At 70.6% G+C, this 21,071-nt stretch carries 20 protein-coding genes; 11 read left to right on the top strand and 9 right to left on the bottom strand.

Going from position 1 to position 21,071, the window contains the following annotated elements; all coding sequences use genetic code 11:
- Positions 1-9: 9 nt before the first annotated feature.
- A complete protein-coding gene (gene metH / locus I6J71_RS30000) occupies positions 10-3,639 on the top strand; it encodes a methionine synthase (RefSeq protein ID WP_204089936.1) in 3,630 nt (1,209 codons plus the stop codon).
- 481 nt (positions 3,640-4,120) lie between these two features.
- Here the strand turns inward: metH and I6J71_RS49065 are convergent, their stop codons facing one another.
- Entirely contained in the window at positions 4,121-4,336 is a 216-nt protein-coding gene (locus tag I6J71_RS49065) for a hypothetical protein (protein ID WP_239153997.1), read from the bottom strand.
- 23 nt (positions 4,337-4,359) lie between these two features.
- On the opposite strand from I6J71_RS49065, the gene I6J71_RS51185 reads away from it, so the two are divergent.
- The 7 genes from I6J71_RS51185 (at position 4,360) to I6J71_RS29970 (ending at position 9,713) form a co-directional block, all read left to right on the top strand.
- Positions 4,360-4,569: a glutamate synthase-related protein gene (locus tag I6J71_RS51185; protein WP_370541990.1), complete on the top strand. Its 210-nt coding sequence runs from the start codon at positions 4,360-4,362 to the stop codon at positions 4,567-4,569.
- A gap of 54 nt (positions 4,570-4,623) precedes the next feature.
- Positions 4,624-5,463 carry a glutamate synthase-related protein gene (locus I6J71_RS29995; RefSeq protein ID WP_370541989.1) on the top strand — a complete coding sequence of 280 codons (840 nt, stop codon included), beginning with the start codon at positions 4,624-4,626 and terminating at the stop codon, positions 5,461-5,463.
- Between the two features lie 159 nt (positions 5,464-5,622).
- Complete coding sequence (locus I6J71_RS29990; RefSeq protein WP_239153996.1) at positions 5,623-6,828, top strand: PP2C family protein-serine/threonine phosphatase; 1,206 nt, start codon at positions 5,623-5,625, stop codon at positions 6,826-6,828.
- Entirely contained in the window at positions 6,825-8,402 is a 1,578-nt protein-coding gene (locus I6J71_RS29985; RefSeq protein ID WP_204089935.1) for an ATP-binding protein, read from the top strand. Before I6J71_RS29990 ends, I6J71_RS29985 begins: the two co-directional genes overlap by 4 nt.
- Entirely contained in the window at positions 8,399-8,836 is a 438-nt protein-coding gene (locus I6J71_RS29980) for a response regulator (protein WP_204089934.1), read from the top strand. Before I6J71_RS29985 ends, I6J71_RS29980 begins: the two co-directional genes overlap by 4 nt.
- Positions 8,837-8,883: 47 nt before the next feature.
- Entirely contained in the window at positions 8,884-9,273 is a 390-nt protein-coding gene (locus tag I6J71_RS29975; RefSeq protein ID WP_204089933.1) for an STAS domain-containing protein, read from the top strand.
- 2 nt (positions 9,274-9,275) lie between these two features.
- A complete protein-coding gene (locus tag I6J71_RS29970; protein WP_239153995.1) occupies positions 9,276-9,713 on the top strand; it encodes an ATP-binding protein in 438 nt (145 codons plus the stop codon).
- On the opposite strand, the gene I6J71_RS29965 is transcribed toward I6J71_RS29970, so the two are convergent.
- A complete protein-coding gene (locus I6J71_RS29965) occupies positions 9,673-11,337 on the bottom strand; it encodes an AMP-binding protein (RefSeq protein WP_204089932.1) in 1,665 nt (554 codons plus the stop codon). The two genes, I6J71_RS29970 and I6J71_RS29965, sit on opposite strands and share 41 nt — an antisense overlap.
- A gap of 99 nt (positions 11,338-11,436) precedes the next feature.
- On the opposite strand from I6J71_RS29965, the gene I6J71_RS29960 reads away from it, so the two are divergent.
- Positions 11,437-12,453, top strand: coding sequence for an AraC family transcriptional regulator (locus I6J71_RS29960; protein WP_204089931.1), 1,017 nt, complete (start codon positions 11,437-11,439; stop codon positions 12,451-12,453).
- Between the two features lie 64 nt (positions 12,454-12,517).
- Positions 12,518-13,987, top strand: coding sequence for an aldehyde dehydrogenase (locus tag I6J71_RS29955; protein ID WP_204089930.1), 1,470 nt, complete (start codon positions 12,518-12,520; stop codon positions 13,985-13,987).
- Between the two features lie 51 nt (positions 13,988-14,038).
- Here the strand turns inward: I6J71_RS29955 and I6J71_RS29950 are convergent, their stop codons facing one another.
- From I6J71_RS29950 to I6J71_RS29930, 5 genes are all read right to left on the bottom strand, one after another.
- Positions 14,039-16,156 (bottom strand): transglycosylase domain-containing protein, encoded by a 2,118-nt coding sequence (locus I6J71_RS29950; RefSeq protein ID WP_370541988.1) that lies wholly within the window; start codon positions 16,154-16,156, stop codon positions 14,039-14,041.
- A gap of 57 nt (positions 16,157-16,213) precedes the next feature.
- Complete coding sequence (locus tag I6J71_RS29945) at positions 16,214-17,035, bottom strand: ABC transporter permease (RefSeq protein WP_204089928.1); 822 nt, start codon at positions 17,033-17,035, stop codon at positions 16,214-16,216.
- The gene (locus tag I6J71_RS29940) at positions 16,995-17,816 is read right to left on the bottom strand and encodes an ABC transporter ATP-binding protein (protein WP_204089927.1); all 822 of its coding nucleotides are present in this window, start codon (positions 17,814-17,816) and stop codon (positions 16,995-16,997) included. The genes I6J71_RS29945 and I6J71_RS29940 overlap by 41 nt, the downstream gene beginning before the upstream one ends.
- Positions 17,813-18,262: a MarR family winged helix-turn-helix transcriptional regulator gene (locus tag I6J71_RS29935; RefSeq protein ID WP_204089926.1), complete on the bottom strand. Its 450-nt coding sequence runs from the start codon at positions 18,260-18,262 to the stop codon at positions 17,813-17,815. Before I6J71_RS29935 ends, I6J71_RS29940 begins: the two co-directional genes overlap by 4 nt.
- A gap of 75 nt (positions 18,263-18,337) precedes the next feature.
- Positions 18,338-18,949, bottom strand: coding sequence for a LysE/ArgO family amino acid transporter (locus tag I6J71_RS29930; protein WP_204089925.1), 612 nt, complete (start codon positions 18,947-18,949; stop codon positions 18,338-18,340).
- A gap of 70 nt (positions 18,950-19,019) precedes the next feature.
- Here I6J71_RS29930 and I6J71_RS29925 point away from each other — a divergent pair, with 70 nt between their 5' ends.
- Complete coding sequence (locus tag I6J71_RS29925) at positions 19,020-19,916, top strand: LysR family transcriptional regulator ArgP (protein ID WP_204089924.1); 897 nt, start codon at positions 19,020-19,022, stop codon at positions 19,914-19,916.
- 79 nt (positions 19,917-19,995) lie between these two features.
- Here I6J71_RS29925 and I6J71_RS29920 read toward each other — a convergent pair whose 3' ends face one another.
- Together I6J71_RS29920 and I6J71_RS29915 are read right to left on the bottom strand one after the other, a co-directional pair.
- The gene (locus tag I6J71_RS29920) at positions 19,996-20,187 is read right to left on the bottom strand and encodes a DUF397 domain-containing protein (protein ID WP_204089923.1); all 192 of its coding nucleotides are present in this window, start codon (positions 20,185-20,187) and stop codon (positions 19,996-19,998) included.
- Positions 20,184-21,026: a helix-turn-helix transcriptional regulator gene (locus I6J71_RS29915; protein WP_204089922.1), complete on the bottom strand. Its 843-nt coding sequence runs from the start codon at positions 21,024-21,026 to the stop codon at positions 20,184-20,186. Before I6J71_RS29915 ends, I6J71_RS29920 begins: the two co-directional genes overlap by 4 nt.
- Positions 21,027-21,071 lie beyond the last annotated feature (45 nt).

Raw genomic sequence — 21,071 nt, 5'->3', positions numbered from 1 at the left:
GGAGGTGGCATGACCCAGCAGCGCAAGACTCAGCAGCGCAGGACTCAAGACGTGCGGGACCTGCTCGACCAGCGCATCGCCGTGCTCGATGGCGCGTGGGGCACGATGCTGCAGAGTGCCGGCCTGACCCCCGAGGACTACCGCGCACCATGGCTCGAAGGCCACCCCAAGGACGTCACCGGCGACCCGGACCTGCTGAACCTCACCAAGCCCGACGTGGTCCTCGACGTGCACCGCCAGTACCTGGCCGCGGGCGCCGACATCACGACGACGAACACGTTCACCGCCACGAGCATCGGCCAGGCCGACTACGGCCTGCAAGACCACGTGCGGGAGATGAACCTGCGCGCCGTCGCCCTGGCGCGCCAGGCCGCCGACGAGTTCGGCGGCCGCTTCGTGGCCGGCTCGATCGGCCCGCTGAACGTCACGCTGTCGCTCTCGCCGCGCGTGGAGGACCCGGCGTTTCGCGCCGTGACGTTCGACGAGGTCAAGGCCGCCTACGCCGAGCAGATCAAGGCTCTCGCCGACGGCGGGGTCGACTTGCTGCTCATCGAGACGATCTTCGACACGCTCAACGCCAAGGCCGCGGTCACCGCGGCCCGCGAGGTCGCGCCGCACCTGCCGCTGTGGATCTCGGTGACGATCGTGGACCTGTCCGGCCGCACGCTGTCGGGCCAGACCGTCGAGGCGTTCTGGAGCTCCATCGCGCACGCCGAACCGCTGGTCGTGGGCGTGAACTGCTCGCTGGGTGCCGCCGAGATGCGCCCGCACGTGGAGGAGCTGGCGAAGATCGCCGGCACCTACACCGCGTGCCACCCCAACGCCGGGCTGCCCAACGCGTTCGGCGGCTACGACCAGACGCCCGGCGAGACCGGCCACATGCTCGGCGAGTTCGCGGGCGAGGGCATGGTGAACATCGTCGGTGGCTGCTGCGGCACCACACCCGCGCACATCGCGAAGATCGCCGAAGCCGTACGGGGCCTGGCACCGCGCCCAGTGCCCGAGCAGCCGCACCGCACCCGCTTCAGCGGGCTCGAGCCGTTCTCGATCGGCGAGGACACCGGGTTCGTGATGATCGGCGAACGCACCAACGTCACGGGCTCGGCGAAGTTCCGCCGCCTCATCGAGGGCGACAAGTACCAGGAGGCGGTCGACGTCGCGCTCGAGCAGGTGCGCGGCGGCGCCAACCTGCTCGACGTGAACATGGACGCCGACCTGCTCGAGTCCGAGGAGGCGATGACCAAGTTCCTCAACCTCATCGCCACCGAGCCCGAGGTCGCCCGCATCCCCGTGATGATCGACAGCTCGCGCTGGCCCGTGCTCGAAGCCGGCCTGCGGTGCGTGCAGGGCAAGGGCGTGGTCAACTCCATCAGCCTCAAGGAGGGCGAGGGCCCGTTCCTCGAGCAGGCCCGCCGCATCCGCGATTACGGCGCCGGCGTGGTCGTGATGGCCTTCGACGAGAAGGGCCAGGCCGACACCACCGAACGCAAGGTGGAGATCTGCGCCCGCGCCTACGACCTGCTCACGCGCGAGGCCGGATTCGCGGGCGAGGACATCATCTTCGACCCCAACGTGCTGGCCGTCGCCACCGGCATCAGCGAGCACAACGGGTACGCCAAGGCGTTCATCGAAGCGCTGCCGCTGATCAAGGAGCGCTGCCCGGGCGCGCACACCTCCGGTGGCATCTCGAACCTGTCGTTCTCCTTCCGCGGCAACGACGTGGTGCGCGAGGCGATGCACTCGGCGTTCCTGTTCCACGCCGTGCGCGCCGGGCTCGACATGGGCATCGTCAACGCCGGGCAGCTGGCCGTGTACGAGGACATCCCGAAGGACCTGCTGGAGCTGGTCGAGGACGTGCTCTTCGACCGCCGCGAAGACGCCACCGACCGGCTCGTCGAGTTCGCCGAGACGGTCAAGGGCAGCGGGACCAAGCGGACGGTGGACCTGTCCTGGCGCGACGGCCCCGTCGCGGCGCGGCTGTCGCACGCGCTGGTGCACGGCATCGTCGACTTCATCGAGGCCGACACCGAAGAGGCGCGCCTGCAGTTCGACCGGCCGCTCGAGGTGATCGAGGGCCCGCTGATGGACGGCATGAAGATCGTCGGCGACCTGTTCGGTTCCGGCAAGATGTTCCTGCCCCAGGTGGTCAAGAGCGCCCGCGTGATGAAGCGGTCGGTGGCCTACCTCGAGCCGTTCATGGAGGCGGAGAAGGAGAAGATGCGCGCCGAGGGCCGCATCGACACCTCGCGCGGCCAGGGCAAGGTCGTGCTCGCCACGGTGAAGGGCGACGTGCACGACATCGGCAAGAACATCGTCGGCGTGGTGCTGGGCTGCAACAACTACGAGGTGATCGACCTCGGTGTGATGGTCCCCGCCGCGCAGATCCTCGACACGGCCGTGGCCGAGAGCGCCGACGTGGTCGGGTTGTCCGGGCTGATCACGCCGTCGCTCGACGAGATGGTCTCCGTGGCCACGGAGATGCAGCGGCGCGGGCTGAAGCTGCCGCTGCTGATCGGTGGTGCCACCACGTCGAAGCAGCACACCGCGGTGAAGATCGCGCCGGTGTACGACCACACGACCGTGCACGTGCTCGACGCGTCGCGCGTGGTGGGGGTCGTGTCCGACCTGCTCGACACGGACCGCTCCGACGCGCTCGACACCGCCAACCGCGCGGAGCAGCAGCGGTTGCGCGAGCAGCACGAGAACCGCCACGCCACACCGTTGCTCACGCTTGAGCAGGCCCGCGCCAACCGCGAGCGGGTGCCGTTCGACGACCTGCCCGTGCCGGAGTTCACCGGGCTGCGGGTGGCCGAGCCGTCGATCGCCGAGCTGCGCGAGATGGTCGACTGGCAGTTCCTGTTCCTGGCCTGGGAGCTCAAGGGCAAGTACCCGGCGATCCTCGAGCAGCCCGTCGCGCGTGAGCTCTTCGACGACGCGAACACGCTGCTGGACCAGATCATCGCCGACGGCTCGTTCACCGCCCGTGGCGTGTACGGCTACTGGCCCGCGCACTCCGAGGGCGACGACATCCTGCTCGACGGCGAGTACGCCGGCCGCGGCTTCCCGATGCTTCGCCAGCAGACGCAGAAGCCCGAAGGCCGCGCGAACCGCTGCCTCGCCGACTACCTCGCCCCGGCCGGCGACCACCTCGGCGGTTTTGCCGTCGCGATCCACGGCGCCGAAGACTTGGCCGCCCGCTTCGAAGCCGAGCACGACGACTACCGCGCGATCATGGTCAAGGCCCTGGCCGACCGCCTGGCCGAAGCGTTCGCCGAGCACCTCCACCTGGAGGCCCGCCGGCGCTGGTTCGAGCCGGACGCGCAGCCGAAGCTGGAGGACCTGCACGCGGAGCGCTTCCGCGGCATCCGCCCGGCGCTGGGCTACCCCGCGAGCCCCGACCACAGCGAGAAGAAGGACCTCTTCGACCTGCTCGGTGCCCGTGAGCTCGGCATCGGCCTCACGGAGTCCTACGCGATGACCCCGGCCGCCGCCGTCAGCGGCCTGATCTTCGCGCACCCGCAGTCGCGCTACTTCACCGTCGGCCGCCTCGGCCGCGACCAGGTCGAGGACTACGCCCGCCGCCGGCGTCTCGACCTCGAAGAAGTGGAGCGGTGGCTGCGGCCGAACCTGGCCTACTGACGAGGGGTTTCCCCTGACTGACGGCGCCGGGCCGGTGCGGACCGATTCCGCGCCGGCCCGGCGCCGTTGTGGTGCGGGGAAATCCGGACACAGCGCGCGAACGGGGCCGGCTCGCCACGACCGCAGCCACACCGACCTGCGCCGCAGCACCGCGACGGCTACCTTCTCCTCCGTGCGTGGATTCAGTACGATCAGGTTCGGCGCGGTCGTGCTGCTCGTGGTGGTGGTTCCTCGCGGCACCGCTGCGGTGCCGGCGGTGGCCGTGAGCCCGTGATGGTGGTTCCTCGCGGCAGCGCTGCTGGGGCTCGCGCTCACGGGGGTGTACGGCGTGTGCCAGCGGCGCCATTCGGTGCTGCGGAACTACCCGGTGCTCGGCCACGCGCGCTTCCTGCTGGAGGCGATCCGTCCGGAGTTGCAGCAGTACTTCGTCGAGCGCAACTTCGACGGCCCGCCCGTTCGACCGCGACGTGCGCAGCATCGTCTACCAGCGCGCGAAGGGCACGGACGCGGAGGAGCCATTCGGGACCGAGCGCGACGTGTACGAGAGCAGGCACGAGTACCTGGTGCCGTCGATGGCGCCGGTGCCGCAGCCCGAGACGCCGCCGCGCGTGCGGATCGGTGGCCCGGACTGCGCCAAGCCGTACGACATGGCGCTGCTGAACGTATCGGCGATGAGCTTCGGTTCCTTGTCCGCCAACGCGATCCTGGCGCTCAACCGGGGTGCGGCGCGGCGGGTTCGCCCACGACACGGGCGAGGGCGGCGTCTCGGAGCACCACCTGCGCGGCGGCGGTGACCTCATCTGGGAGCTCGGCACCGCGTACTTCGGCTGTCGCACCGAGGATGGTGACTTCGATCCCGGCGAGTTCGCCGAGAAATCCGCCCACGACGCGGTGAAGTGCGTGTCGCTCAAGCTTTCCCAAGGCGCCTAACCCGGCATCGGGGGAGCACTGCCGGGATCGAAAGTCAACGCCGAGATCGCGCGCGTGCGCGAAGTCCCCATCGGACAGACGGTGATTTCCCCGCCGTACCACCGGGTCTTCAAGACGCCGCGCGAGCTCGTGCAGTTCATCGCACGCATGCGGGAGCTGGCCGGCGGCAAACCGGCCGGCTTCAAGCTGTGCGTCGGGTCGCGGCGGCAGGTGCTGGCGCCGTGCAAGGCGATGGTCGACGAAGGCGTCACGCCCGACTTCATCGTCGTGGACGGGTCCGAGGGCGGGACCGGTGCCGCGCCGCTGGAGTTCGCCGACCACCTCGGCACGCCGCTCACCGAAGGGCTGATCACCGTCCACAACGCACTCGTCGGCACGGGCCTGCGCGACCGGATCCGCCTGGGCGCCAGTGGAAAGGTCGCCACGGGCGCCGACCTCGTGAAGCGGCTCGCGCAGGGCGCGGACTACACCAATGCGGCGCGCGCGATGATGTTCGCCGTCGGCTGCATCCAGTCGCAGCGCTGCCACACCAACAAGTGCCCCGTCGGTGTCGCGACGCAGGACCCGCGGCGCGGGCGCGCGCTCGACGTCGCCGACAAGTCCGAGCGCGTGCACCGCTACCAGCGCTCGACGGTCGCCGGTGCGTTGCAGATCATGGCCGCGATGGGCGTGTCCGACCCGGCCGAGCTCCGCCCGCACATGCCCGCCGCCGGATCGACCCGCACACGATCCGCTCCTCCGAACAGCTCTACGACTGGCTCGAGCCCGGGCGGCTGCTCGCCGAGCCGCCGCCCGAGTGGGCGGCCGACTGGCAGGCCGCCGGCCCCGACCGGTTCACCGTGTAGCCGGCACTCCGGCATGTCCGGCATAGGTCCCACGGGCAGGCCGGGCTAGGGTGTGCGGAGGTTGAAAAGGCAGCCTTCGAGCCCGGGAGCGGATCTCCTCCGCACCAGGGCTCTCCTTCGTGCCGCCCCGGCACCGCGTGGCGGGGCCGGCGCGTATCCCGAAAGGCTGGTTGCTCTGTCGAACGCACTGGAGCGGGACACCACCCCGGTGGTCCCCGGAAACGGCCCGGTGGCGCCCGGCGCGCGACTGCGTGTGCTCCTCATCGAAGACGACGACGGCGACGCGCTGCTGGTCGAAGAGATGCTCGCCGACGCCGGGGTGCGGGCCACGCTCGCCCGGGCGCGCACGCTCACCGAAGCGCTCGACGGCCCGGTTTCGGCCGATTGCGTCCTGCTCGACCTGCAGCTGCCCGACGCGATGGGCCTCACCGGCCTGACCCGGCTGCGCCGGCACGCGCCCGCCACGGCCGTGGTGGTGCTGACCGGCCAGAACGACGAGACCACCGGCGTCGCCGCCGTCGCGGCCGGCGCTCAGGACTACCTCGGCAAGAACCAGGTCGACGGGCCGCTGCTGGGCAAGGCGCTGCGCTACGCCTGGGAGCGCAAGCGCGCCGAGCAGGTGGAGCAGCAGCTGCTGCAGCAACAGCTGCTGGCCAGTGAGAACTCGCGCCTCGAACGCGGCCTGCTGCCGACCCCGCTACTGGCCGACCCGTGCCTGCACCTCGCGTCGAAGTACCGCCCGGGCCGCAACGGATCGCTGCTGGGCGGCGACTTCTACGACGCCGTCGAGCTCACCGACGGCACGGTGCACCTGGTCATCGGCGACGTCTGCGGCCACGGGCCCGACGAAGCCGCGCTCGGCGTCGCCCTGCGCATCGCGTGGCGTGCGCTCGTGCTGGCCGGGATGCCGATGGCCGAGGTGCTCGCGACCGTCGAACGCGTGCTCGTCCACGAGCGGATCCGCCCGCTGTTCGCGACGCTGTGCACGGTCGTCGTGGCCCCCGGCCGCCGGTCGTTGCGGATGAGCCTCGCCGGGCACCCGCCGCCCCTGCTGATCTCCGGCGACGGCACCGGCCGGCTGCTGCCCGGCGACAAGCTGGGCGTGCCACTCGGCGTGGTCCCCGACGCCCGCTGGGACCCGCTGGAGGTCGCGCTCGAGCCCGGCTGGTCCCTCGTGCTCTACACCGACGGCATCTTCGAAGGCCGTGTCGGCCCCGGTCCCGAGCGCCTCGGCCACGAGGAGATGGGCCGGCTCCTGGTGGACCTGCTGCGCGAGGCCGGCCGCGGCGCCGACCACGCCGCGGTGCTCGACCGGCTCATCACGCGGGTCGAGGACCTCAACTCAGGCCCGCTCGACGACGACGTCGCGCTCACGATGCTCACGCACCTGCCCGAGCCGGGGCCGGCCCGATGAGCCGCTACGCCGACGCGCAGTCGCACTGGCCGATCCGCCGGTGGGTGACCGTGTTCGGGATCGTCGAGGTCGTGCTGCTCCTCGCCGCGCTGATCGCTGGTGGCATCGCCGTGAGGAACCTGAACGACGCGCGGACGCGGCTGCTCGACGAGACCGATCCGCAGCTGTTGCAGGCCAACGCGCTGTCGCAGGCGTTGCTGAACCAGGAGACCGGCATCCGCGGGTTCCTGCTCACGGGCCAGCGCGACTTCCTGCAGCCCTACGTGGCCGGCCGAGAGCAGCAGGACGCGGCCGTGAACGAGTTGCGCCGACTCGGCGCCACCCCGGGCACCGGGGCCGGCGACGACCTCGGTGCCGTACTGCGGGCGGCCGGCACCTGGCAGACCGCGGTCGCCGTGCCGACCGCGCCCGGCGCGTCGCGGCCCAGCACCGGTGCGGCCGACGCCGGCAAGACGCTGTTCGACCGCGTCCGCGGCACGCTCGACACGCTGTCGGCGCACCTGACCGCGGCGCGCGACGACGGCCGCGGCGACCTCAACCGCGCGGCCACGCAGCTGACCGTGCTCCTGGCCGTGATCGCCGGGCTCGTCGTGGTGTTGTTCGTGCTGCTGTTCTTCGGGCTGCGCCGCACGATCACGGACCCGATCACCCGCCTGGCCGCCGAGGTCCGCGCGGTGTCGAACACCGGCGACATCCACCGGCCGGTGCACGGCAGCGGCCCGCGTGAGCTCGTGGAGCTCGGCGCCGACGTCGACGCCATGCGCGTGCGGATCGTCGAGGAGGTCAACGAGCTGGAGCGCGCCCACGCCCTGCTCGACGCCCGCACGCAGGCCCTCGAACGGTCCAATTCGGACCTCGAGCAGTTCGCCTACGTGGCCTCCCACGACCTGCAGGAGCCGCTGCGCAAGGTCGCGAGCTTCTGCCAGCTGCTCGAACGCCGCTACCGGGGCCAGCTCGACGAACGCGGCGAACAGTACATCGCGTTCGCCGTCGACGGTGCCAAGCGCATGCAGGCGCTCATCAACGACCTGCTGTCGTTCTCCCGCGTCGGCCGCCGCGGCGGCGAGATGACGGTGCTGGACACCGGGAAGCTGCTCGACGAAGCGCTCGGCAACCTCGAAGCCGTGATCGAGGAGACCGGCGCCCGCGTCGAGCGCGGTGAGCTGCCCGAGGTGCGCGGCGAGGCGTCGCTGCTCACCGCCGTGCTGCAGAACCTGGTGAACAACGCCCTGAAGTTCCACGGCGAGCAGCCGCCCGTGGTGCGCGTGAGCGCCGAGCGCGATGGCGACGAGTGGCTGTTCTCCGTGTCCGACAACGGGATCGGTATCGAAGAGCAGTACGCGGAGCGGATCTTCGTGATCTTCCAGCGCCTGCACAGCAAGTCGGCCTACGGTGGCACGGGGATCGGGCTGGCGATGTGCCGCAAGATCGTCGAGTACCACGGCGGCCGGATCTGGCTCGACACCGACGTGGCCGAGGGCAGCCGCTTCCGCTTCACCCTGCCGGTGCCAGGCACGGACGCCGGCCCCGCGCACACCGAGACCCTGACCGCGACCGGGAACGAGGACGCATGACCGACACCATGGCCCCCATCGACATCCTCCTCGTCGAGGACGACCCGGGCGACGTGCTCATGACGCAGGAAGCGTTCGAGCACCACAAGATCCGCAACGCCCTGTACGTGGTGGCCGACGGCGTCGAGGCGCTGCAGTTCCTGCGCCGCGAGGAGCGGTACTCCAACGCGCCGCGGCCGGGCCTGATCCTGCTCGACCTCAACCTGCCCCGCAAAGACGGCCGCGAGGTCCTCGCCGAGGTCAAGGCGACTCCCGAACTGCGCAGCATCCCGGTCGTCGTGCTCACCACGTCGGAAGCCGAGGAGGACATCCTGCGCAGCTACGACCTGCACGCCAACGCGTACGTGACCAAGCCGGTGGACTTCGACCGGTTCGTGGAGGTCGTGCGCCAGATCGACGACTTCTTCGTCACCGTCGTGAAGCTGCCGCGCTGAGCGCCGGCAGTGGCGGACGTGCCGCGGATCCTGCACGATGGGATCTCGTGACGTCTTCTCCGCCGGATGTGCCGAGCCCTCGCGACAGCGGCGATCTGCTGGTCTCCGTGCGGTGGCGCGGGCCCGCCGCGGTGGTGACCGTGGCGGGCGAGATCGACCTGGTCACGGCTCCGGAACTGGACGAGGTCGTGTCCGGTGCGGTCGACGAGAGCCCGGACGTCCTCGTGGTGGACCTGCGCGGCGTCACCTTCCTCAGCTCCGCCGGGCTCCAGGTGCTGGCCGCCGCGCACCAGCGGCTGGGGGAGCAGCGCCTGCGCGTGGTCACCACGTCGAACGCGACGTCCCGCCCGCTCACCAGCACCGGTCTCGACGCGTGGATCGGCCTGTTCCCCACTGTCGACGAGGCTCTCAGCGGCGCCCTGGGAACGGGGGCCTGACCGTGGCCGTGCCCGAGGACGCCGCCGGGCGGGAGGTCACCCCGCTGAACTGCCCTGGCGTCGTGGCCGAGCCGGGTGCGCTGCGGACGCTGCGCCACGCGCTCACTGCGTGGGTGCGCGCCGCGGGCGTCGAAGACGACCTGGCGCAGGACATCGTGCTCGCGAGCTACGAAGCGCTCGCGAACGTCGCCGATCACGCGTATGGCACCACGCCCGGCCTCGTCGACCTCGAAGCGGTGCTGCGCCCGGGCCGCGTGGAGGTCGTGATCACCGACCACGGGCTCTGGCGCGCACCGGTGGACGACCCGAACCCGGTTTCCTTGCGGGGCCGCGGTTTGCTCCTGTTGCGGGCGAGCGCCGACCACGCCGACATCACGAGCGGCGCGGACGGCACCGTGGTCACGCTCGGGTGGAACCTGAGCCCGGTCCGCTCGCACTGACGGGCTGCGGTTCGGCGGTCTCCCCCGCCGCGCGGCGGCGCAGGAGGAACCGTTGGACCTTACCACTGGGGTTGCGGGGCAGCCCGGCCACGAACTCCACGCGCCGCGGGTACTTGTACGGCGCCGCAACGGATTTCGCGTAGTCCTGCAGCTCCTTGACCTTCGCCGGCCCGTCGTCCGCACCTTCGCGAAGCACCACGTACGCGGCCACGATCGAGCCGCGTGCCTCGTCCGGGGCCGCGACCACCGCGCACTCCAGCACGTCGGGGTGGCCCATCAGCACTTCCTCGACCTCTGGACCCGCGATGTTGTACCCCGACGACACGATCATGTCGTCGCTGCGGGCACGGTAGTGGAAGTAGCCGTCTTCGTCGCGCACGTACGTGTCGCCAGTGAGGTTCCAGCCGTCTTCGACGAACACGGTCTGGCGGTCGTCGGCGAGGTAGCGGCAGCCCGTCGGCCCCTGGACGGCGAGGCGTCCGGGGGTGCCGTCGGGCACGGGTCTGCCCTCGTCGTCGACGATCCGCGCGCGGTAGCCCGGCACGGCGCGGCCGGTGCAGCCCGGACGCGTGTCCTCGTCGGCGGCGGAGATGAACACGTGCAGCATCTCGGTGCTGCCGATGCCGTCGATGAGCCGGCGGCCCGTCGCCTCGTGGAAGTCGGTGGCGACGCTCGCGGGCAGCGCCTCGCCCGCCGAGACCGCGCGGCGCAGACCGGCGAGCAGCGGGCGGCGGTCGGACGCGAGGATCGCGCGGTACGCGGTGGGCGCGGTGAACAGCACGGTGACGTGGTGCTCCGCCGCGAGATCGGCGAGCTCGAGCGGGGTCGCGCGTTCGATGAGCAGCGTGGCGGCGCCGGCGTGCAGCGGGAACACGAGCAGCCCGCCGAGCCCGAAGGTGAACGCGAGCGGCGGCGTGCCGGTGAAAACGTCGCCCGGTTCGGGTTTCACGACGTGCCGCGAGAACGTGTCCGCGATGGCGAGCAGGTCGCGGTGGAAGTGCATGGTGGCCTTCGGCCGGCCGGTGGTGCCCGAGGTGAACGCGAGGATCGCGACGTCGTCGGCGGCGGTCTCGACGTCGTCGAACGTCGCGGGCTGCGGGGCGCTGCGCGCGGCGAGGTCGTCGGGGCCGTCGCCGCCGTAGGCGATCAGCGGCAGGTCGAACGGCAGCAGGTCCTCGGTGTAGCGGTGGTCGGCCAGTGCCAGGGTGGGGCAGGAGGCGTCGACGATCTTCGTGAGCTCGTGGGTGCGCAGCATCGGCATGGTGGCCACGGCGACCGCACCGGCTTTGAGCACGCCGAGCCAGCACGCGGCGAGCCACGGGGTGTTCGGGCCGCGCAGCAGCACGCGGTTGCCGGGCACGACGCCCAGGCTCCTCAGCGTGCCGGCGATCCGGTTGGCACGGGCGAGCAGTTCGCCGTAGGTCCAGCTGGTCGTGGGCGAGAGCACCGCGGGCCGGTCGGGTCCCCATTTCGCGACGGCTCCGTCGAGCAGCCGGGTGGCGGCGTTGAGCCGCTCGGGGTAGTGCAGTTCGGGCAGGTCGAAGTGCAACTCCGGCCACTGGTCGAAGGGAGGCAAGTTGTCCCGGCAGAACGAATCCACGTGGGCACTGGGCGTGAGCTGCACGGCTGACCTCATTTCCCGTGGCGGCCGTCAGGAGAACGCCACTGTAATACAATTTACGATCGTCAGGAAGGCGCTAGAGCGGCCGAAGGGGGCCGGGCCATGGGTGCTGCGGTGAAACCCGAGGTCGACACGCACGACCCGGACGAGGCGCGCTCCCGGCTCAGCGATGTCTACTGCCCGCACCGGCTCGACCTCGTCGGCGGCTCGCGCGGGTTCGTCTGCCGGCAGAGCTCGCGCGGGTTCGCCAAGGTGCGCTTGTTCGACCTCGTCTACGGCGGGGCCGAGGTGCGCGTGGACCCGGTGCCGTTCGACGACTTCGTGCTCGTCACGCGCCCGCTCAAGGGCCGTTTCGCGGTGCGGTCGGCAGCCGACGGACTGGTCGGCGCGGGCTCCGGCGCGCTGGTGATGGACGCGTACGGCTCCTACCAGCTGCGCTGGTACGAGGATGCCGAAGTGCTCAACACCGTGCTGGATCGCGACGGGCTCGAACGCGTCGCCGCCGAGCTGCGTGGCTGGGACGAGCCGCGCCCGGTGCGGTTCGGGCTCGGCGCGCCGGTGTCGGCGGCCGCGGCGCGCCGGTGGGACACCGCGACGCGGCTCCTGCTCGACGAATCGCGCGCGGCCGGCGGGATGGCCGGCAGCCCGCTGTTGGCCGCGCAGCTCTTCCGGCTCGCGGCGACGGCGCTGCTGGAGGCCTATCCCAGCACGTTCGGCGCCGACGACCCCGCGCCCGCCGGGCAGGTGTCGCCGGCGGCGGTGCGGCGGGCGGAAGCGTTCATCGAGCTGAACGCCGGTGACGACATCGGGTTGCTGGAGATCGCCGCGGCGGCACGGCTGAGCGTGCGCGGCCTGCAGGCGGCGTTCGCACGGGCCGGGCGGCCGTCGCCGGTGGCGTACCTGAGGGAGACGCGGCTGCGGCGCGCGCACGCGGAGCTGCGGGAGCGGTCGCCGGAGGACACGACGGTGGCGGCCGTCGCGGCGCGCTGGGGATTCGGCAACGCCGGGCGGTTCAGTGTCGAGCACCGGCGGCTGTTCGGGTGCAGCCCGGCCGAGACGTTGCGCGGCGGATCGGCCGGTTCGCGCACGCCGGGGGACGCGGAGCGCACGCTGCGTTGACTGTCCGTCACGGTCCCGAATACTCCGCTGGGCAAGCAACTCACGCACGCGGAGGAGGATCACCGTGACCGTCGAACCGGCGCTCGCTTCCCACTACGAACCCCTGATCAACGGTGAGTTCCGCTCGCTTTCGACCGAGACGTTCCCGGCGGTGGACGCCGCGACCGGCGAGCAGCTCGCCACGATCACCCGGGGCGGCAAGGCCGACGTCGACGCCGCGGTCGCCGCCGCCCGCGCGGCATTCCCCAAGTGGTCGGCGACGCGGCCCGGGGAGCGCGCGCTGCTGCTGCACCGCCTCGCCGACTGGATCGAGGCCAACGCCGAGCGGCTCGCGACCATCGACACGAAAGACATCGGCCGCACGATCTTCGAAACCCCGCTGGACCACCGGATCGCCGTGGGGCAGTACCGCTTCTTCGCCGCGGCGGCCGTGACGCACGACGGCTGGAACCACCCCGTCACCGGTGGTTGGGCGATCGCCAAGCGCGAGCCGATCGGCGTGGTCGGCCAGATCATCCCGTGGAACGTGCCGGCCATCATGACGGCGTTCAAGCTCGCCCCGGCGCTCGCGGCGGGCAACACCGTGGTGCTCAAGCCGGACGAGAACGCGTCACTGTCCACATTGGAGCTGTGTGCGAAGCTGGCCGAGCTCTTCCCGCCCGGTGTGGTGAACGTCGTGCCGGGCTTCGGCGAGGAGGCGGGCGCGGCGCTGACGGCGCACCCGGACGTCGACAAGCTCGCGTTCACCGGCTCCGCGGAGGTAGGCCGCCTCGTCGCCCACGCCGGCGCCGACCGGCTCGTGCCGGTGTCGCTGGAGCTGGGCGGCAAGAGCCCGAACATCGTGTTCCCGGACATCGAGGACCTCGACCGCGTGATCGACAACGCGACATTCGCCGCCACGTACTGCAACGGCCAGTCGTGCCTCGCCGGTACCCGCCTGTTCGTGCACGACGACCTGTACGACGACTTTCTGGGCAAGCTGCGCGCGAGTTTCGAGGGTGTGCGCGTGGGGTCCCCGCTGGACCCCGCCACGCGCCTGGGCTGCCTAGTGTCGGAGAAGCAGGGGCAGCGCGTGCTGGACTACATCGACTCCGGCCGCGCCGACTCGTCGCTCGTCACCGGCGGCGGCCGCGCCTCCGTCGCCGGCAGCGAGCACGGTTGGTTCATCGAGCCCACCGTGTTCGAAACGGAGAACTCCAGCCGCATCGCGCAGGAGGAGATCTTCGGCCCCGTGCTGTCGGTGATCCGCTGGAAGGACTTCGACGCCATGATCGACCAGGCGAACGGCGTCGAGTACGGCCTCGCCGCCGGCGTCTACACCACGGGCCTGAAGAACGCGATGCGCACGGCCGACCGCCTCCAGGCCGGGTCCGTCTGGGTCAACCAGTACTTCAACCTCGTCGACGGCTCACCCTTCGGCGGTTACAAGGGCAGCGGCCTGGGGCGTGAGTACTGCAAGGAAACGCTGGACATGTACACGCAGCTGAAGTCGATCGTCCTGGCGGAGGAACTGCCGCCGCCGCTGTTCGGCTGAGCATTACCCGCAGCGGGCGGCGGCCGGGTGGCCGGCTCCCGCCGCGGGTGTTCAGTGCCCGCCGAGGTATTGCGGGTCCGGCGGAGGGATGGGGGTGTCGGGGACACCGGCCAGCAGGGTGCTCATCGCATGGAAGTACGGCGGTGCCGCCACCGTGCCACCGAACGCGCCGTGCCCGCAGTTGCCGAGGTGGACGGGTGTGCCGGGACAGATTTCGGTGGGGTGCGAGCCATCGGCGAACACCATCGAAGAGACGGCGTAGTTGTCGACGCCGCCGACGAAGGCGACGGACTCCGACTCCTGCGTGGTGCCGGTCTTGCCGATGTCCGGGCGGGTCCAGCCGGCGGCGTGCGCCGCGGCGGCGGAGGTGCCGATCGTGGTGTCCTGCGACAGCCCGGCCTCCAGCGTGTTCGCCACGCCCGTCGGGATGACCTGCTCGCACGCTTGCTGCTTCACCGGCACCGGCCGGCCGTTGCGGTCCGTGACCGACAGGATCGGGTTCGGTGGGCACCACGTGCCGCCGCTCATCAACGTCGCCGACACGTTCGCCATCTCCAGCGGGCTCACCGGGCTGTTGCCGAGCGTGAACGACAGCAGGTTCTGGAAGTACTGCGATTGCGGCTCGTCGTACTGCGGGTTCTTCGACCGCGCGTCCGACGGGTCGGTGATCGGCGTGCTGCCCGCGTCGTTGGTCGCCATGGTGTTGCGCAGCCCCAGCTTCCGGGCCATGTCGAGCACGGCCGGCATGCCGACCTGCGATTCGAGCCCCACGAACGCGACGTTCGGCGACGTCGCCAGCCCGTTGGCGACCGAGATGGGGTTCGGGTAGCTCGTGCCGTCGTTGCTCACCGGGTAGCAGTGGGTGTACTTGTTCGCGTTCGGCGGCATGAAGCAGTCGCTGAACGGGTTGGGCAGCGGCGTGTTCAGCCCCGCCTTGCCCGCCACCATCGCGGCGGCCGTGGTGAAGATCTTGAACGACGAACCGGCGCCGAACTTGTTGCTCGCGTTCGCGACGATGTTCGTCGACGTCTCGCCCTGGGACGCGTCCGTGCCGTAGTTGCGGTTGGCGATCATGGCGAGCACCTGGTGTCCGCCGGCGCCCGGCTGCACGACGGCGAACGTGTTGGCCACGCCGTCCTGCGTGGTCGGGACGTTGGCGTCCACGGCGTCCTTGACGACCTGGCTCACGCGTGGGTCCATCGTCGTCTTCACGACGTAGCCGCCGGTGTCGATCTGGTCAGCGGTCAAGCCCGCCTGCTCGAGGTAGTCCACTGCGTACTGGCAGAAGAACCCGGCGTCCGGCGCCACGCCCATGCAGGTGCTCGACGGCGCTTGCGGGGCCGTGCCGACCACGCCGAGCGGGGTCGCTTTCGCCTCGGCTCCGTAGGAAGCGGGGATCGACTTCGCCGACACCATGGCGTCGATGACGGCGTTGCGCCGCTTGAGCGCGTTGTCCGGATGCGTGTACGGGTTGTAGACGCTCGGGTTGTTCACCATGCCCGCGAGCAATGCGGCTTGCGGCACGGTCAATTTGTCCGCGCTGGTCTCGAAGTACGCTTGCGCCGCCGCGCCGACGCCGTACACGGTGCCGGTGTACTCGACCACGTTCAGGTAATCGGCGAGCACGTCGTCCTTCGACACGCTCTGGCTCAGCTGCACCGCCATCTTGGCCTCACGCAGCTTGCGCGCCAGCGAATCTTCCCGGTCCTTCTCCTGTGCCGACTTGTCCCCCCGGTCGACGACGTTGATGAGGTAGTTCTTCACGTACTGCTGCGTGATCGTCGACGCGCCCTGCAGGTTGCCGCCCGAGCTGTCGTTGACCGCGGCGCGCAGCATGCCCTGCGGGTCCACGCCGCCTTCGGAGTAGAAGCGGCGGTCCTCGATGTCGACGATCGCGGCCTTCATCGCGGGGGAGATCTGTGCCGCGGTGACCGGAACGCGGTACTGCGAGTACAAAGTCGCGATCGCGCCGCCATTGCGGTCCGTCACGGTCGTCACGAGTGGCGGGTCCGCGTGCTCCAGGTCCGCGGAGATCGCGTCGACGGAGTCACTGACCTGATTGGACAGAACGCCCGCACCGATCGTGACGGGCGCCAGCACGCCCGCGACCAGGACGCCCGCCAGGACGCACAACCCGAGGAACGGGGCTACCCCCTTGCCTTTTGCCACGGTTCCCAACCTACGACGGGACTCGTGTAAAAGCTGTGGGGTGCGAGGACGAGTGTTTCATCGGGCCAACCTTCCGAGCAGTGCCGAAGCGACGCCGATGGCGATCGCCGTCGCACCCACAAGGACGCCGAAGTCCAGCGCGAGGTTGGCCGGGGTGCCGATCAAAAGTCCGCGCAGTGCGTCCACCTGGTAGCTCAACGGGTTGAGGTGGCTCAGCACCTTCAGCCAGCCGGGCATCAGGGCCACCGGGTAGAGGGCGTTGGACCCGAAGAACAGCGGCATCGTGATGGCCTGTCCGATGCCCATCAGCCGCTCGCGCGAAAGCACGATGCCGGCGATCACGATCGAGAAGCAGCAGAAGAACGCGGACCCGAGGATCACGACCACGACCATGCCCAGCAGCCGCAGCGGGTTCGCGGTGAGCCCGACGCCGAGGATCGCCGAGAGCACGAGCACCATCAGCGCCTGCACGAGCGCGCGAATACCCGCCGCGAACGCTTTGCCCGCCACGAGCGCGGCGCGCGGTGTCGGCGTCACGAGCAGCTTGGCGAGCACGCCCGCGTCGCGTTCCCAGATGATCTGGATGCCGTAGAAGATCGCGATGAACAGCGCCGACTGCGCGAGGATCCCGGGCGCGAGGTAGTCGAGGTAGGGGATCGAGCCGGTGGGGATGGCGTGGATCCGGGTGAACGTCTCGCCGAAGATCAGCAGCCACAGCGCGGGCTGGATCGCGCGCGTGATGAGCTCCGACTGGTCGCGGCGCAGCTTCTGCAGCTCCACCAGGCACATCGCGCCGATGCGCGAGAGCAGGATCCGCAGCTGTTCGAGCGGCCCCGGGTCAGCCGAGACGACGGGCGGTGCGGCGAGTGGCGCGGACATTGCGCATCCCTCCTGTTTCACTCTGCAGCGCGTCACCGGTCATCGCCCGGAACACGTCGTCCAATGTGGAGTCCGGGCCCAGCTCGGCCTCGAGCTCGGCCGGCGTGCCGAGCGCGCGGATGCGCCCGCTGTGCATGAGCGCCACGCGGTCGCAGTACTGCTCGGCCTCGTCCATGTAGTGCGTCGTCACGAGCACGGTCATGCCGGTGCGCACGCGGATCTCGGTGATGCGGTCCCACACGGCCGAGCGGGCCACCGGGTCGAGGCCCACCGTCGGCTCGTCGAGCACCAGCAGCCGTGGCGAGCTCACCAGCGCCTGCGCCAGCTCCAGCCGGCGGATCATGCCGCCGGAGTAGCCGCCCACGGGCCGGTCGGCTTCGTCGAGCAGGCCCACGAGCTCCAATGCGCGGCGCACCTCCTCGGGGCGGCGTGCGCGTGGCACGTCGAACAGGCGCGCGAACAGCGCCACGTTCTCGCGCCCGGTCAGCGCTCCGTCGGCCGACAGCTGCTGCGGCACGTAGCCGATCAGCCGCCGCACGGCCATCCGCCGTTTCGCGACGTCCACCCCGAACACGGTGATCGATCCCGAATCCATCGGCAGGAGCGTGGTGATCATGCGGATCGTGGTCGTCTTGCCCGCACCGTTCGGGCCGAGCAGCCCGAAGATCTCGCCGGGCACGATCTCCAGGTCGACACCGGCGACGGCCTTCTTGTCGCCGAACGAGTGCGTCAGGTCCGTGATCCGCACCGCCGGTGCCGGCTGGGTTTCGAGGTCGGTCACGCCTCCTCCTTCAGGACGTCCATCAGCTTTTCCAGCGCGGGCAGTGCCGCCGCGATCGACTCGGTGTCCGCTTCGGACAGGTTCTCCAGCGCGGCCGACACGAGGCCCGTGCGCGCCTTGCGCCAGCTCGCCATCCGCTCGTGCGCCGCGTCGGTGACCTCCAGCCGCGCGGCGCGCCGGTCGGCCGGATCGACCTCGCGGCGCAGCATCCCGGCCTCGACGAGCACGTTCACCAGCGTGCTCACGGAGTTGCCCGCCAGGTTCAGCTCGCGCGCCGCCGCCGCGACCCCGATCCCCGGCTGCCGCTCGACGACCCGCAGCAGCTCGCTCTGCGCGCCGGGCAGGTGGGGACCCGACACCTCCGCCCGCACCCGTCGCCGAACCACGCGCCGCACCCCGAGGACGGCGGACATCAGCCGCTCGGCGAGATCGGGAGGAAGGGCCATGCCGTCAAGGTAGCTCTGATTCAGAGCTAATTGCAACGCTGGATGTCCCGTTGGTGGTGAATACGCCGGTTGTCCCTAGGTCTGCAGCTGTGTGACCAGCAGGGAAACGCCGAGCGTGGTCATCGTCGCCGCGATGAGGGCGTCGAGCACCCGCCAGGCAGCAGGTCGCGCGAAGAGGCCAGCGAGCCTCCGGGCGCCGAGACCCAGCGCGGAGAACCACACCGCGCTCGCGAGTGCCGCTCCCGCGCCGAAGACCCAGCGGGAACTGCCGTGGCCGGCGGCGACGGAGCCCAGCAGCAGGACCGTGTCGAGATAGACGTGGGGGTTGAGCCAGGTCAACGCGAGTCCCGTGAGCACTGTGCGGCCCGGCGAAACCGGTTCTACGGCCCCGACGGTCAGCGCGCCGGGCCGAAAGGCGCGGCGGGCCGCGAGAAAGCCGTACGTCACCAGGAACAGGCCGCCGGCGACGCCGATGGTGGTGATGGCGGCGGGCCAGCGGTGCAGGACCACGCCGACGCCGCTCACGCCCGCGGCGATGAGGACGACGTCGGACAGCGCGCAGAGCGCGATGAGCGGCACGACTGAGCCGCCGCGCAGGCCCTGCTGGAGGACGAACGTGTTCTGCGCGCCGATGGCGACGATGAGCGAGAGGCCGGTGCCGAAGCCGGCCGCGAGTGCGGGAACCACGGCTTCGACCGTAAGGTCCGCCCGCGACACCAGACCAGCTAAAGATTCTTACGTAACATTAGCGCTCGTGATGTCGGATCTTCCTCTCGACCAGGTGCGGACGCTGCTCGCGGTCGTCGACGAGCAGTCGTTCGACCGCGCGGCGGCGGTGCTGCACGTGACTCCGTCGGCGGTGAGCCAGCGGGTGAAGGCGCTGGAGCGGCGCATGGGCCGCGTGCTGATCCAGCGGGCGAAACCCGTGCGGCTCACCGATTCGGGTCAGGTGCTGGTGCGGTTCGCGCGCCAGCTCACGCGGCTGGAAGCCGACACGCGCGCCGAACTCGGGCTCGCGGACAGCGGCCCGACGACCCTGCCGATCGCCGTGAACGCCGACTCCCTGGCCACCTGGTTCCTGCCCGCGCTCGCTGCCGTGCCGCCCGATCCGCCGATCTGCTTCGACCTGCGCAGCGACGACCAGGACCACACCGCCGCGCTCCTGCGCGAGGGCCTGGTGATGGCCGCCGTCACCTCGGCGCCGCACCCGGTGCAGGGCTGCACGTCGACGCGTCTGGGCCGGATGCGCTACCGCGCTGTCGCGGCACCGGCGTTCGTTTCGCGGTGGCTCGCGGACCGGCCCCTGCGCCAAGCCCTGCCCGACGCGCCCGTGGTTCTGTTCGACCCCAAGGACGACCTCCAGGACCGGTTCGTCCGCAGCGTCACCCGCCGGCCGGTCATCGGCGGGGTGCGCCACTTCGTCCCGTCCTCGGAGTCGTTCGCCGACGCGGTCGCCGCAGGCCTCGGCTGGGGCATGGTCCCGGAACTGCAGCTGCCCGAACTCCGGCTCCACGGCGACCCGCTCGTGGACCTCGCCCCCGACCGGCCCGCCGACGTCCCGCTCTACTGGCAGCAGTGGAAACTCGACTCACCCGCCCTCGCGACGGTCGCCGAGGCTGTCACGAAAGCGGCGGGCGAGAGGTTGCGCACATGATCGTCCTGAGTGGACGGATCAGCCCCGGACGCGAGGAAGCCCCCGGCGTTCACGATTCGCCGGGGGCTTCCTGTGGTGACTACTGCGCTTTGATCGCTTCGAGCAGACCCTGCCACCCAGCGCCGCCGAGTTCGATGTACCCCGCGCGGGGGTCCTTCGAGTCCCGGATGCCCCAGGCTTCACCATGGCCTGCCACTGCGACCTCGACGCAATCACTACTGGCGTTGCTGGCGGAGGCCTTGCGCCACCTGCCCGCAAACTCCTCGCTCATGATGCGCTCCGGTGCCTATCTCTCGATTCCCGGACGAGCTTAACGCTGCGCTCGAAGTCCACAGCGGTGGCCTGCAGTCGACTCCACGCAGCTTCGTACACCGCAACTTCTGCGCGATCTTCGAAGTAGATCCCGCCGGTCAAGGTGTCTTGCGTGGCATAGATCGAATCGTCGGATAGGCGGAAGAGGGAGAAAGTCGCGCCCATCGCAGAATGCCCGGTCACGTCGGTCGGAAGGATCTGCAAGGTGTTGCGCGGCTTGCTCGCCTCGTTTGCGAGCCGGTCGAGCTGGTCCGCCATCACCTCGGGACCGCCTACCGGCCGGATCAATGCCGCTTCATCGACGATGTACCACACTGGAGCCGCGATCCGGCTCTGCCGATCGAGGCGCAGCTGCACTCGCGCTTCGATCTCTTCGACTTCGGCGTCCGGAAAGAAGTGTTTCATCACTGCGCGGGTGTACTCCGGCGTTTGCAGCCGGCCGGGAATCAAGTCGATGACGTACTGGCGGATCTCGACCGCATCGCTTTCCAGCTCCAGGAAGTCTCCGAACCTGCCGAGTCCTTCGCCCAGATACGAATCCCACCACAGGCGTTGCCTGGCGCTCCGCGCGAGCACCACGAGCGCGTTCGCTGTGGCCTCATCTGCGCCCAATGCCATCGCCAGGGCGTAGGTGTCGTCGCCGTTGATCGAGCTCTTGAAGGCCTCCACCCGAGACAGCTTCGCCTCACTGAAGCCGGCAGCCTGCGCGGCCTGGGTGAGGTTCAGTCCGGCTTCTTCGCGAAGTCGGCGAAGCGCGCCGACCAGTCGACGCCGCCGCAGACCGGGCTTGTCACGCATGCCGGTTGATCCTTTCGGGGAGTGATACACGTGCGATCTTGCATA

The organism is Amycolatopsis sp. FDAARGOS 1241, from assembly GCF_016889705.1.
Taxonomy (GTDB): Bacteria; Actinomycetota; Actinomycetes; order Mycobacteriales; family Pseudonocardiaceae; genus Amycolatopsis.
The sequence above is the reverse complement of the archived record's forward strand: the minus strand, read 5'-3'. Positions and strand labels throughout refer to the sequence as shown.